The 12,536-nt window shown below is 46.5% G+C and carries 13 protein-coding genes; 5 read left to right on the forward strand and 8 right to left on the reverse strand.

Going from position 1 to position 12,536, the window contains the following annotated elements:
* Positions 1-208, forward strand: a 208-nt coding sequence (locus J7545_RS14345; RefSeq protein WP_318719737.1) for a zinc ribbon domain-containing protein, incomplete at its 5' end; no start/stop codon positions are given.
* A 131-nt stretch (positions 209-339) separates the two neighbouring features.
* Positions 340-597, forward strand: coding sequence for a lipopolysaccharide assembly protein LapA domain-containing protein (locus J7545_RS14350; protein WP_318719738.1), 258 nt, complete (start codon positions 340-342; stop codon positions 595-597).
* Here J7545_RS14350 and J7545_RS14355 read toward each other — a convergent pair.
* From J7545_RS14355 to J7545_RS14385, 7 genes are all read right to left on the reverse strand, one after another.
* Positions 594-1,535: a hypothetical protein gene (locus J7545_RS14355; RefSeq protein WP_318719739.1), complete on the reverse strand. Its 942-nt coding sequence runs from the start codon at positions 1,533-1,535 to the stop codon at positions 594-596. The two genes, J7545_RS14350 and J7545_RS14355, sit on opposite strands and share 4 nt — an antisense overlap.
* Before the next feature lie 127 nt (positions 1,536-1,662).
* Complete coding sequence (locus J7545_RS14360) at positions 1,663-2,607, reverse strand: hypothetical protein (RefSeq protein ID WP_318699504.1); 945 nt, start codon at positions 2,605-2,607, stop codon at positions 1,663-1,665.
* A gap of 128 nt (positions 2,608-2,735) precedes the next feature.
* Positions 2,736-3,404, reverse strand: a complete 669-nt coding sequence (locus tag J7545_RS14365) for an Npun_F0813 family protein (RefSeq protein WP_318699505.1) — start codon at positions 3,402-3,404, stop codon at positions 2,736-2,738.
* A gap of 247 nt (positions 3,405-3,651) precedes the next feature.
* Positions 3,652-3,834 (reverse strand): hypothetical protein, encoded by a 183-nt coding sequence (locus tag J7545_RS14370; RefSeq protein ID WP_318699506.1) that lies wholly within the window; start codon positions 3,832-3,834, stop codon positions 3,652-3,654.
* A gap of 148 nt (positions 3,835-3,982) precedes the next feature.
* Positions 3,983-5,986 carry a transketolase gene (gene tkt / locus J7545_RS14375; protein WP_318699507.1) on the reverse strand — a complete coding sequence of 668 codons (2,004 nt, stop codon included), beginning with the start codon at positions 5,984-5,986 and terminating at the stop codon, positions 3,983-3,985.
* A gap of 144 nt (positions 5,987-6,130) precedes the next feature.
* Positions 6,131-7,390: a beta-ketoacyl-ACP synthase II gene (fabF, locus tag J7545_RS14380; RefSeq protein ID WP_318699508.1), complete on the reverse strand. Its 1,260-nt coding sequence runs from the start codon at positions 7,388-7,390 to the stop codon at positions 6,131-6,133.
* 107 nt (positions 7,391-7,497) lie between these two features.
* Complete coding sequence (locus tag J7545_RS14385; RefSeq protein WP_271939948.1) at positions 7,498-7,743, reverse strand: acyl carrier protein; 246 nt, start codon at positions 7,741-7,743, stop codon at positions 7,498-7,500.
* A 284-nt stretch (positions 7,744-8,027) separates the two neighbouring features.
* On the opposite strand from J7545_RS14385, the gene J7545_RS14390 reads away from it, so the two are divergent.
* Positions 8,028-8,945, forward strand: a complete 918-nt coding sequence (locus J7545_RS14390; RefSeq protein ID WP_318699509.1) for a CoB--CoM heterodisulfide reductase iron-sulfur subunit B family protein — start codon at positions 8,028-8,030, stop codon at positions 8,943-8,945.
* Between the two features lie 25 nt (positions 8,946-8,970).
* Here the strand turns inward: J7545_RS14390 and J7545_RS14395 are convergent, their stop codons facing one another.
* A complete protein-coding gene (locus J7545_RS14395) occupies positions 8,971-9,870 on the reverse strand; it encodes a tRNA (5-methylaminomethyl-2-thiouridine)(34)-methyltransferase MnmD (RefSeq protein ID WP_318719741.1) in 900 nt (299 codons plus the stop codon).
* 159 nt (positions 9,871-10,029) lie between these two features.
* Here J7545_RS14395 and J7545_RS14400 point away from each other — a divergent pair, with 159 nt between their 5' ends.
* Complete coding sequence (locus tag J7545_RS14400; RefSeq protein ID WP_318719743.1) at positions 10,030-10,887, forward strand: sulfurtransferase; 858 nt, start codon at positions 10,030-10,032, stop codon at positions 10,885-10,887.
* A 354-nt stretch (positions 10,888-11,241) separates the two neighbouring features.
* Positions 11,242-11,757 (forward strand): NYN domain-containing protein, encoded by a 516-nt coding sequence (locus J7545_RS14405; protein WP_271939944.1) that lies wholly within the window; start codon positions 11,242-11,244, stop codon positions 11,755-11,757.
* Positions 11,758-12,536: the final 779 nt, after the last annotated feature.

The raw sequence follows: 12,536 nt of genomic DNA on the forward strand, positions 1-12,536 counted from the left end.
AAGCACGAGAACCCATAAATGTCCCCATTGCGGATACGAAGCCGACCGAGATGAAAATGCGGCAATTAATATCTTAAAATTGGCGCTCAAACAATTATCAACTACCGTCGGGCAGACGGAAAGTAACGCCTCCCGAGAGAACCCCCTCTGTTTGGAATGGGAAACAGTTCCAAGCAAGGGAACTCGTAGAAAGAGGAAGTCTCCTTAGTGATGAGGGGAATCCCCACGCCTTTAGGCTGGGGAGGATGTCAACCCCCTTAACTTCTGACGAATTGCCATTACCAGCGCCCAGCGCTATATAATCCATTCAGACACTACCCTGAGTTATTTTTTCTAGTTATGATAGCCCGTCATCTGAGTCTAACCCTACTGCTTAGTGTTTGGATTAGTGCGATCGCCATTCTCTCCGTCCAGAATGCCACCCCTGTATCCCTCAAATTCCTCCTTTTTGAGTCCGTACAGATCCCAGTAGGCATCCTCTTAGCCTTTAGTGCATCTCTTGGACTTCTTGCTGGTCTTCTCATTCTCCCTTGGGGGAGCAACAAGACCTCCCCCTTCTCTGAACCCCAAGATCTAGACCCTTCCAGATGGGATTAATTCTGATCTAAAGAATACACCTGGCCATCAAACAACAACCGTGTAATCCCCTTCGCGTACAAATAAGGGCGAGTTTTCGGTAACATACGGCTATCGGGAACCTTAATCACCCTCTGACTACGGCGAGAAAATCGGCGCGCTACCCGATGATTATCAAACACCGGTAACGTCCGCTCACTCACCTCAGCAGAAGGAATTTGGCCCAACTGTGCAAATTCCTTCAACGGACGAGTAATCAACTCTGCTCCCCGATCGATCACCAAATAACAAATTCTGGGCAAAGCTGCTTCTGAGAGAGGCAGAACCTCCACTTTAGCCGGAATACCCCCAGGGATAGCTAACCGAGTGCTCTCATAATAATCATCATCCAGGTCATCTTCATCCTCATCCTCATCGAGATCTTCCTCATCTAAATCTTCTCCCAGCAATTCTCGTAAGGTACTCGCTTGGGCATAGTATTCCTGCTCATCTTCCTCACCATTCTCCGTATCCAGATCGGAGCTAACCAGATTCAAGCCAGGTATGGAAGGGTGGATGACTGTCTCAGAGCTATCCGTTACTGCATTCAAACGCGATCGCACTTTTTTCGGTTTGCTCTCCAAAGATAAATCCTCTTGCTCATCCGCATCAACTTTTGCATCCGAAGCAGGAGTAGCCAAACGAAGATCGACCTGTTGCACTTCAGGTTGAGAAGCTTTGGGGGACTCCGGTTCACTCACATTTGAGAGACTTGGCATTTTACCTTTACCCGCAGCAGCACGTTTTTGCTGCACCAAATTTTCATATTCGGCGGCTGGCAGACGGGCCTTAAGTAAGCGACTAATCGTAGAATTACTAACACTGTAGCGAGTTGCCAAAGTTGAAGTGGTCTCTACTGTCTCACGATAGGTTTTAATGATATCGACTTTTTCAGATTCTGTTAGTTTTCTTGGAGACATAAGACTACTTCACCGTAGACAAGACAACAAGAGAACACCAAGTCGTTACTTGTAAAAATGATCTCTTTTCCACAATACCCAATCAATGGCTAGAAAGGAAACTAAATTTGTATAGAACTTGATTGAATTAATTCGAGCCTCGTCTGCGACTACGACGAGTTGAGCGAGTAGACAAGTCAAATTCTAGGGCTGCACCAATCCCAAATAGAATGGGGCTAAAGATCCAAAAAATTTCTAGGAGTCCACCACTTTCGTAGTCCGGTACGCGAGCGATCGCATATTTAAACCACATATCGGCAATATAGAGGGAAAAGGCCGCCGCCGCAATCATCCGCCAAGATTGAGAGGTTCTTCCCCCCCAGAAGGCCAGTAATACTGTACTGGCTGCAATTAAGAGCAGCACATCCAAAATCGTGTAAAGCAGAGTGACAACACTTTCTAGGGGTTGAAGGGTTTCTTCAAGTTTAATCACAATTTCTGGGGCACTCTGAGTTGCTGGCGTTTCTGCTGGGGCTTCTGCGGCTGCTACTTGGGTTTGAGTTGCCACAGGTTGAGCCGATGTTGCCTCAACATCTACTCCTGCGGGTAGCGATAGCCAAACCGCCAGTAATGTTGATGTGAGAAAAATTCCTGCCACAATCAGCCATTGCTTCAGTTCTAAATTAAGCCGTCTGGTGGTAACAGCTAAAAACAAGCCAACTGAGAGACAAATATAAGAAATGATGTAGAAGAGATCTCCAGGAGACACCGCAGGGTTTTGGTTAAAGACCAGTTCCCATATGCCAAAGAGGATATCTCCCAGGAAGTAAAAGAACATGCCAAGTCCGATACCCAACCACACACTCCGGCCGCTAACAATTTGAGGACTTTTCCAGTTTCTAAAACACAGAAAAGCGGCTGCGAGGTTGCTAACGAATCCAAAAATGTAGGTTAGGGGAGAGTACCAGTTGGGAGGGTTAGCACTGAAAAGGAGGAAAAACAATAGGGAAAGGATTCCCCAAGTGATTCCAGCTAAAACGATGGATTGGGTGGTAAAGATCGATTTTGATGATTTTTGGGCAGAACTACTCATAGAAATTCCCTGAACTCATGACAGGTGTTAGCCGCTGGAGATAAACCACAACGTTAGCAGGTTTAAGGTATTATTGACATCTTAGGGGAAATTGGGAAGATTATGGGCAGATGGTAGATGAAAGTCAATTAGTCTTTCCAAAGTTTGGCTAATCCCGATTGTCTTAACCAGTCTACGAAAGATTGGCGATCGCTATCAGGCAAATCGTCTAAGACTTCCATTGCTCCTACAGCAAAACTGGTGTTGCCAAAGTAGTCTTTGCCCAAGCGATGCACTTCCCGCAAAAAATTACTCAGATCGACTTCTTTCCAAGCGTTAGTGGGGAACCCATCTTCTAGAGGGTCAATGCTGATCAGTTGTACAATGGTTTCCTTCGAGCCAGCATGGGGTAAATTCCATTGTTGAAAGACGTGAGTCAGACTTTTTTCAAATGCTTTGGCTTGTTTGGGTCCCAACAGGTCTTCAATATCGATCGCCACCGCTTGAGCCATTAAAAAAACACCTTGAGTGAACAGGAACGGCAGAGCCTGATCGGAACTTGAGCCTTCTTCGCCTTGATCGAGGCGAATTTTACCCCAAACGCTATGACGTTCCGGTTCTTGGAGCAATACAGAGACTTTCCCTTTATTGTCAATTAAATCTCGCCACAGGGCTTTGGCTTCTTCTGCTTGATGGGCTTCAAATACTTTGAGCAGGCGATAGGTTTGTCCCTGATAGGTAAGGATGGGGATGGGTTGTTCTGCGCTGGGGTGCTGAATTTTGGAAAGTTCAACATCCTGCCGTTTGAGAATAAACATGGGCGCTGCTAGTTGACTCCGATCAGAGGAAGAGGATGGGTAAAGGCCGTTGAGCGAGACGGTCTGAGAGAAATTCCCTCCTGGGGCAGATTTTTGCTAATTCCGGAGTCAGATCAAAGCCTTGACTACCGGTTTGAGCGATCGCACAGAGATTTAAGTACGAATTATAATCTGCATGGATAATTCGCTCTAATTCTAGAATACCGGCTTATTCTTCATTCGCACAAAATCAGGATAATAAAAGTATTTAAGGGAAGCCTCGCCAGGCAAATAGGACCAACATCACCAGGGTGGGCAAAAGAATTAACGTTAGGGCGCTTATGGGGTTAGCCGCCAGGGGAAGCCAACTTCCACCATACTTAATGGCAAAAGAAATAAGGACAGAGGAGGATAGAACTTTGAGGAGCAGCCCCCAGGTTGCTTGTGGCATTCTTTTTATCCTGATTCTTGCTCAAGAGTTGGAGGGCAAAGGGCAATAGGCAATAAGGGGATAGGCAAATAGGGAAACCAGGAAGAAAGAAGAGTGTATCTCCTTCTTCCTGATGGAAGATTAGACTGGGTTTAACCGGTCATTGGCTCTAGAGTAGAGCTTTGGCCCGAGCGACCACACGATCAACAGTAAAGCCAAATTTTTCCATAGCTGTACCGCCAGGAGAGGACACTCCAAATCGGTCAATGCTGACCATATCGCCTTCTGAGGATAGATAGCGATGCCAACCAAAGCTCGTTCCCGCTTCAACAGCCAACCGTTTGGTCACGGCTTTCGGTAATACAGATTCGCGATAAGCTTCATCTTGCTCATCAAAGAGTTTCCAACACGGCAGAGAAACCACGCGCACTTTTTTACCTTCAGCGCTCAGTTGTTCAGCCGCTTTCACGCACAAAGATACTTCGCTACCTGTACCAATGAGGATTAGATCGGGAGTCCCTTCACCGTCGGATAGTACATATCCACCCTTACTCACTTGGTCAATGCCACTGCCCTGAAGATTAGGAACAGTTTGACGAGTGAGGGCTAACAAAGTCGGACGGTTGCGGTTTTCAATGGCGACTTTGTAAGCTCCAGAAACTTCATTCCCGTCTGCTGGACGCATGACCAACAGGTTAGGAATCGCTCGTAGGGAGGAAATCGTTTCCACAGGTTGGTGGGTTGGACCATCTTCTCCTAGAGCAATGGAGTCGTGGGTCATCACCCAAATGACTCCGGCTTCTGAGAGGGCTGATAGGCGAATGGCTGCTCGCATATAGTCGGTAAAGACTAGGAAGGTTGCACCATAAGAAATTAAGCCCGTTTTGTGCAGAACAATCCCATTACAGATTGCTCCCATTCCATGTTCGCGTACTCCAAAGCGCAGGTTACGATTCTCGTATTGGCCTTTTTGGAAGTCTCCAGAGACCTTCATGAGGGTTAAATTGGAAGGAGCCAAGTCAGCCGAACCCCCGATTAATTCAGGGAGTATGGGAGCAAGGGCATTGAGAACGGTATAGCTGTGCTTACGGGTGGCCATTCCCCCATCATCTGGGGTATAACTCGGCAGTGCATCGGCCCAACCTTCGGGGAGGCTTCCGGAGGTGATGCGCTCAAATTCGGCTGCGTCTGCTGGATATTTTGTTTTGTAGGTGGCTAAGGTTTGGTTCCATTCGGCTTCAGCACTTGCCCCTTTTTCAATAGCTTGACGGAAGCGTTCGAGGGCTTCTGGGGGCAGTTCAAAGGGAGGATAAGTCCAACCTAAATGGTCGCGGGTTGCTTGGACTTCATCTCCTCCTAGAGCTGCTCCATGGACTCCGTGGGTATTGGCTTTGTTAGGAGAACCGTAACCAATGGTGGTGGTGACTTTAATCAGTGAGGGTTTATCGGTTACGTCTTTAGCGGCTTGGATAGCAGCGGCGATCGCATCTAGACCGGTATTTCCCTCGGTAACGTGCTGTACGTGCCAACCATAGGCTTCAAATCGTTTCCCTACATCTTCGGTGAAGGAGATATCGGTATGACCATCAATGGAGATATGGTTATCATCATAAAGAGCAATCAGTTTGCCCAGTCCTAAGTGTCCAGCCAGGGAACAGGCTTCACCTGACACCCCTTCCATGTTACAACCATCACCTAGAATTACATAAGTGTAATGGTCAATCAGTTTAGCATCTGGTTTATTAAATTTAGCTCCTAAGTGAGCTTCAGCCATGGCCAAACCGACTCCATTGGCAATCCCTTGTCCTAGGGGGCCAGTAGTAACTTCTACACCTTCAGTTTCAAAGTTTTCCGGATGTCCGGGAGTAATTGAACCCCATTGGCGGAATTGTTGTAAGCTTTCTAGGGTCACTTGATCGTAACCGGTTAAGTGCAATAGGGCATACTGAAGCATACACCCATGACCCGCCGATAGGACAAAGCGATCGCGGTTGACCCAATGAGGATTTTTAGGATTAAACCGCATAAATTGATCCCACAGCACAAAGGCCATGGGAGCTGCTCCCATGGGTAAGCCGGGGTGACCAGATTTGGCTTTCTCAACGGCATCAATAGCTAGAAAGCGGATCGAGTTAATACAGAGTTGTTCAACGGATTGGGTTGCAACGGCCATAGTTCTTTGCTGGTTATACTGTTGTACAGAGGCTGGACAAATTAGACCTCTCCTAATCTCAAGATTTTAGGATTAGCCCATGCTCTACATCCATGTTCCCATTAGGGGGATCGATGGGCAATCAATTGAGGTTATGTGCAAGGGTTAGGAACGATATTTACGGAAGACCAAGGTCACGTTATGACCTCCAAAACCAAAGGAGTTAGATAGAGCCACCTCTACGGGCATTTTCCGGGATTCATTGGGTACATAGTCAAGGTCACATCCATTTTCTGTGTCTGGGTTATCTAAATTAAGGGTTGGCGGTACACGATCTTCGGCGATCGTTTTTACCGTGGCTACGGCTTCTATACCCCCTGAACCCCCCAATAAGTGTCCCGTCATGGATTTGGTCGAACTCATGGCAATTTCATAAGCCCTTTTGCCGAGTACCGTTTTTACCGCTTGGGTTTCTGTGGGATCGTTAGCGGAGGTACTGGTTCCATGGGCGTTAATATAACTGACTTGATCGGGCGTAATCCCAGCATCTTTTAAGGCTAAGGAAATTGCCCTAGCAGCTCCTTCTCCTCCAGGAACGGGTTTGGTCATATGGTAGGCATCACAGGTCATCCCATAACCGACCATTTCTGCATAAATTTTAGCTTGGCGCTGGAGGGCATGTTCGAGTTCTTCGAGTAACAGAATCCCTGTTCCTTCTCCCAACACAAACCCGTCTCGGTCTCGATCAAATGGACGAGAAGCTCGACTAGGGTCATTATTGCGAGTAGACAAAGCTTTGGCACTAGCAAATCCAGCGACTGACAACGGTGTGACCGCTGCTTCTGAACCTCCACAAATCATGACCTTTGCATACCCTTGTTGGATCAGTCTAAAAGCATCTCCAATAGCATGGGAACCAGCAGCACAAGCCGTTACAGTACAAGAGTTTGGCCCCTTAGCTCCCGTTTTAATTGCTGTCAATCCGGCTGCCATATTGGCAATCATCATCGGAATCATGAAAGCGCTACATTTCTTCGCGCCTTTTGTCAAGTAAGTCTCTTGTTGCTCTTCCAGAACTTTGATTCCACCTACTCCTGTACCAATAATCACACCCACTTGATGAGCATTCAAATCGGTAATTTCAAACTGAGCATCTTCAAGGGTTTGTTGACTGGCACAAACAGCAAATTGGGCAAAGCGATCCATCCGTTTAGCTTCTTTCTGCCCTAGATACTCATGCGGATCGAAATTTTTAACCTCTCCCGCAATCTGACAAGCATGGTTAGACGGATCAAAATGGGTAATCGGCCCAATCCCACTTTTGCCCTGTAGCAGTGCGTCCCAATAGTCTTTTAGCGTATTGCCTATGGGGGTGATTGCTCCGAGTCCGGTCACAACTACCCGTTTTTGTTCCAAATGTGTCATGGGTTTTTCTTAAAACTTGCGTCATTCGTCATTTGCCATTCGTCGATTGCCATCTGGACAAAGGACAAAGGACGAAAGACTTTCGTTAGCGATCAATAAAGTCAGATTTAGGCAGGGGTTCCTTGCTTTTCGATATAGTCTACAGCGTTTTTGACGGTCTCAATTTTCTCAGCGGCATCATCGGGGATTTCAAGATTAAACTCTTCCTCTAGAGCCATAACTAGCTCTACGGTATCGAGAGAGTCAGCACCTAGATCTTCAGTAAAGCTGGCTTCTAGTTTGACCTTTTCTGCTTCTACTCCGAGCTGGTCGGCAACGATTTTTTGGACTCTGTCGAATGTTGTTTCTGACATGGCTTAATTTCTTCCTTAATAAATTGGCTTAACTGGTTTACTGTGCAACTTATCATTCTAAGCATTTTTTGATCTTATCGGAAAGGGGGCGGGTTTACGAGCTTATCGTTTCTTGTCTCAGTTCCGGTTTAACCCGCCCGTACATGAGATGATTTTGGTGGGAGTCGGGAGTCGGGAGTCGCGGGGACTGGGTTGGACCTTAACTTTAGATGAAGATTACCCTAGTCGGTTGCCAGAGCGATACAGTGTTAAAGGTCTTGTGTTGTGTGAATAGAGAACAGCCCATGGTTACATCATCCCTCTCCTCCTCCCTGAAATATGCTTATTTTCCTGGCTGTGTTGCCCAGGGGGCTTGTCGAGAGTTATACCAGTCAACGGGAGAAGTTGCCAAAGCATTAGGCATTGATTTGTTGGAACTCAAAAAGGCTTCTTGTTGTGGTTCGGGCACGTTTAAGGAAGATTCGCAACTCTTGGAAGATACGGTAAATGCCCGGAATATTGCTTTGGCAGAAGAACTTAATTTACCACTTTTGACCCATTGTAGCACTTGTCAGGGGGTGATTGGCCATGTGGATGAGCGGTTAAAACATTCTCAAGAGAACGATCCAGCCTATATGGAACAGGTCAATGGGTTGCTCAAACAGCAGGGATGTAGCCCATACCAAGGCTCAACTCAAGTGAAGCATTTACTCTGGGTACTGGTGGCTGATTATGGTTTAGAGGCGATTCAGAAGCAGGTCAGTCGTGCCCTAAAAGGCTTAAATTGTGCAGCGTTCTATGGCTGTTATCTGTTGCGCGGACAGGAAAGGGCTTGGGAAAATCCCCACGATCCCCGGTCGATGGAAAACTTGTTTGAGGCGGTGGGGGCGAGTCCGGTTTATTATCGGGGCAGGACTCAATGCTGTGGTTGGCCGATTTCTAGCTATGCGACGACGGAGTCGTTTAAGATGGCAGGAGGGCATTTGCAAGAGGCGATCGCCGCTGGAGCCGATTGTTTAGTTACTCCCTGTCCCCTCTGTCACCTGAATCTAGACTCCAGGCAACCCGAAGTTGCACGGGTGGTTGAGCAACCTTTGGGCTTACCCGTTCTCCATTTACCCCAGTTAGTGGGTTTAGCTCTAGGACTTTCTCCCCAAGTGTTGGGGTTAGAGCGCCATGTGGTTTCGACAGCACCCGTCTTAGAGAAATTGGGTTTACTTTAATAGGGAATAGGTAAAAGACAATGCCTCATTTGTCTGCATCCTCGCTTATCCCCCTCCCACTATGATTCCAACGCTTTTTCCAGTGGGAACTTGGCTCTAAGATACTGGTTTGTTGCTCCTGTTGTCGGCGATCGCGAATCATTTCAGCCGTATCCGCTAAGGTAGGATCTCGATAGGGAATAGCGGCGCGAGTTTGCAGATGTTCCTGTTCTTTCTCGGATAAGGGCATCAGATCGTTAGAGCAAAATCGGGCTAAGGTTCCTGGAGATTTCCTGCCCACTGGGGAGGTTGTTCCTATCTGAAATCCAGCTAATTTGAGAGCGGTGCGAACTGAAGCAGCGCAGGAATAAGTGGCTAGATAGCCCTCCGGTTTGAGAGCTTGAGCGACTAAGTCCAGAAACTCCACTGTCCACAGTTGGGGACAGGTGGGAGGAGAGAAAGGATCGAGAAAGATAGCATCCGCTTGGAAGCCTTGGGCAATTATAGAGGCTAAGGTTTGGCGGGCATCACCGATGTGGAGTGTGCCAGTAAATTGGGGCGTGGTGGCTTCTCCAGTGCTGGCGAGTTGGGGCAAAATGGTGTTAATAGGATGGGGCCAGTTTTTGTGGAATTGGTGGGCGATCGCCGTTTCTGCCACCCGTTTATCGAGTTCTAATCCTACCCAACTCACCTGACATTGGGGATTCACCGACCACAGAGTTTCGAGGGCACTGGCGCTATTGTAGCCTAGTCCATAGCAGATATCGAGCAAACTGACCTCACCTGTGGGCGATCGCTCCGCCAGTCGAGTCGGTCCCACAAACTTCTTTTTCGCTTCCTGCTTCGCTCCGTGGTGGGAATGAAACAGTTCCCCAAATTCCGGGGAAAAGAATGTCCACGATCCATCACCAGTGGGTTGAGGAGTAAAAGGCATTATTTGATCCATCAGGGAATAGGCATTCTAGCAATAGGAAATAGGCTATCACCCAACAGCCTTAGCCTCTTGCTGGAGAATCCGCGATCGCGGTAAATTGAACATTGCTCTCACGACAAGCGAACTTACCCCCACCCAAACCCATTTTTAAGTTTTAATGTTTAATTGATTATGACCTTTCCCTCCCTTCTCGTTACTCCACAATGGTTATCTGAACACCTAGAAGACCCTCAACTCGTCGTTATTGATTGCCGCTTCTCCCTTGCCAACCCGCAACAAGGGCAACAAGAATACGAAGTTGGGCATATTCCTGGAGCTTTTTATCTCCACCTTAATGAAGACTTATCTAGTCCCGTACAAACCCATGGTGGTCGTCATCCCTTGCCCGATCCAGAAACATTGGCAGCCAAACTCTCTCAATTAGGAGTTAAATCCGGCGAGACTTTAGTGGTTGCCTATGATAACTCCCGTATGGCCTTTGCGTCTCGCTGTTGGTGGTTGCTGCGCTATCTAGGCCACGAACAAGTTGTAATTTTAGATGGGGGTTGGAGAGGCTGGCAAGAAGCGGGATATCTGACCAGTCGTGAACCTGGTGTAGCAAAACAGCCCGGAAAATTTATACCTCAGATTCAATCCAGTTGGGTTGTTGATTGTGAAGCGATTAAGCAATTAGGAGAACGATCGGATGTGACTCTGGTAGACTCCAGAGCCTATGACCGATACATCGGTAAAACCGAACCCATCGATCCGGTAGCTGGTCATATTCCTGGCGCGATTAATTACCCGTGGCAAGAGATTACGACTGAATCAGGATGGACACAATCCGTAAACTACCACAAAGCTCGATGGCAAGACTATCCTGTCGATTCAGAATTCTGGGTATATTGTGGTTCTGGAGTCACAGCTTGTGTTAACTTATTTTCCTTAGCTCTAGCCGGAAGACCCCAAGAAAAACTCTATGCTGGCAGTTGGAGTGATTGGTGTTCTTATCCCCAACACCCCATTGCCACAGAATTTCCTAACTCTTGAGCAAAAGCGAAGACTTTCTGTCATAATAGAACCAGAATTTAGAGATTTAAATCAGATTAGAGACCCTTCTCTAATCGATTATATCTCATTATTCTTGTATGATTTTTAGGCGACTTTATCGCTTTGTTTTTTCTATTAAAACCCTTACAACTCAATTTTTACCCTCAATTCTATTGACTCCATTTTCAGGTCTAGCTTTCTCCTGAATTTTTTACTTTAACGCTCAATAGTGCCCCCCAAAATAGGCCTAAATGGCCCAATTGGATGGGGTGGGTTTTGTGTTTGAACGGTTAGCTACTTTGCCGACCGTTAACGATCTCGTATGCACCTCAAATAGTCTAGGACAAACATTTTATGGGATATAAAAATCGTGTATCAATCTTTGTGGATGGAAACAATATGTTCTATGCCCAACAAAAAAATGGCTGGTTTTTTGATCCAAAACGGGTTTTAGAATACTTTGCAGGCAAAGAAGAAATGGATTTAGCCAATGCCTTTTGGTATACAGGAATTAAAGACCCCCAAGATCAAAGAGGATTTCGAGATGCCTTAATTAGTTTAGGTTATACAGTACGAACGAAAATCCTCAAGGAATATTATGATGACCATTCAGGTCGCTATTCCCAAAAAGCAAATTTAGATATAGAAATTGTTATTGATATGTTTAATACCGTCGAGCAATATGACCGGGTGATTTTATTTAGTGGGGATGGGGACTTTGAGCGAGCGATCGAGTTGCTGCGTTCCAAAAGTACCCATATTACAGTAGTATCGACAGAAGGCATGATTGCTAGGGAACTGCGCAATGCGACGGATCGCTATATTGACCTTAATGATATTCGACCGTTAATCGAGAAAACGGATTTATAGTACTGGTTACTGGATAAAGAAAACCCGATTTTATCCTTTTATTTCTAGGCCGATACAGCAGTTTGCGCTGTAATGAGATACAGTAAGAAAAATCCCCCTATATCCCCCTGAGAAAGAGCAGGGGGTTGGGGGGATAGAAATGTACCACATAAGAACGCAAATTGTTGTAATATAGCAGAGAAAGAGTCAGTTAGGACAAGGTTCAATACTGAAACCTAGCTAACATACAGCGCTTTGCGCTGTAACAGAGTATAGTATCATTAGAGATCAGTCATTGCGAATGGAACGAAGTGGAATGAAGCAATCGCAAAATCACCCAATCTTGGCGATTGCTTCCCTCCGGTCGCAATGACAATTCTAACCCATAGATTAAATACTGTACCTCAATACAGCGCTTTGCGCTGTAATCCTAAACATTTAAGAAATTGGTTTGCTCATTGTCGTTATTGTACCTCATAACAGCACGAAGCGCTGTAACTTATTCCCTATTCCTTACAGCGCTTTGTGCTGTAACGGAGTACAGTCTCATTGAGATCAGTCATTGCGAATGGAACGAAGTGGAATGAAGCAATCGCAAAATCACCCAATCTTGGCGATTGCTTCCCTTCGGTCGCAATGACAACTCACATCTACGATCAACAATGTACCTCATAGCAGCGCGAAGCGCTGTATCCCTCTTCTGTCACTCTCCGAAAAGCTAAAGCTTTTCGGAATCGTAGAGTGTAGACAAGGCAGGCGATCGCGCCATTTTTTCTGCATATCAATTCCCAAGAGTATGC

Origin of the sequence: Roseofilum sp. SBFL, from assembly GCF_017746885.1 — a bacterium.
GTDB lineage: Bacteria > Cyanobacteriota > Cyanobacteriia > Cyanobacteriales > Desertifilaceae > Roseofilum.

Excerpts from the sequence above, each read along its gene's own strand:
- J7545_RS14350 (WP_318719738.1), top strand. The coding sequence starts at position 340 with ATGATAGCCCGTCATCTGAGTCTAACCCTACTGCTTAGTGTTTGGATT.
- J7545_RS14355 (WP_318719739.1), bottom strand. The coding sequence starts at position 1,535 with ATGTCTCCAAGAAAACTAACAGAATCTGAAAAAGTCGATATCATTAAA.
- J7545_RS14360 (WP_318699504.1), bottom strand. The coding sequence starts at position 2,607 with ATGAGTAGTTCTGCCCAAAAATCATCAAAATCGATCTTTACCACCCAA.
- J7545_RS14365 (WP_318699505.1), bottom strand. The coding sequence starts at position 3,404 with ATGTTTATTCTCAAACGGCAGGATGTTGAACTTTCCAAAATTCAGCAC.
- J7545_RS14370 (WP_318699506.1), bottom strand. The coding sequence starts at position 3,834 with ATGCCACAAGCAACCTGGGGGCTGCTCCTCAAAGTTCTATCCTCCTCT.
- tkt (WP_318699507.1), bottom strand. The coding sequence starts at position 5,986 with ATGGCCGTTGCAACCCAATCCGTTGAACAACTCTGTATTAACTCGATC.
- fabF (WP_318699508.1), bottom strand. The coding sequence starts at position 7,390 with ATGACACATTTGGAACAAAAACGGGTAGTTGTGACCGGACTCGGAGCA.
- J7545_RS14385 (WP_271939948.1), bottom strand. The coding sequence starts at position 7,743 with ATGTCAGAAACAACATTCGACAGAGTCCAAAAAATCGTTGCCGACCAG.
- J7545_RS14390 (WP_318699509.1), top strand. The coding sequence starts at position 8,028 with ATGGTTACATCATCCCTCTCCTCCTCCCTGAAATATGCTTATTTTCCT.
- J7545_RS14395 (WP_318719741.1), bottom strand. The coding sequence starts at position 9,870 with ATGGATCAAATAATGCCTTTTACTCCTCAACCCACTGGTGATGGATCG.
- J7545_RS14400 (WP_318719743.1), top strand. The coding sequence starts at position 10,030 with ATGACCTTTCCCTCCCTTCTCGTTACTCCACAATGGTTATCTGAACAC.
- J7545_RS14405 (WP_271939944.1), top strand. The coding sequence starts at position 11,242 with ATGGGATATAAAAATCGTGTATCAATCTTTGTGGATGGAAACAATATG.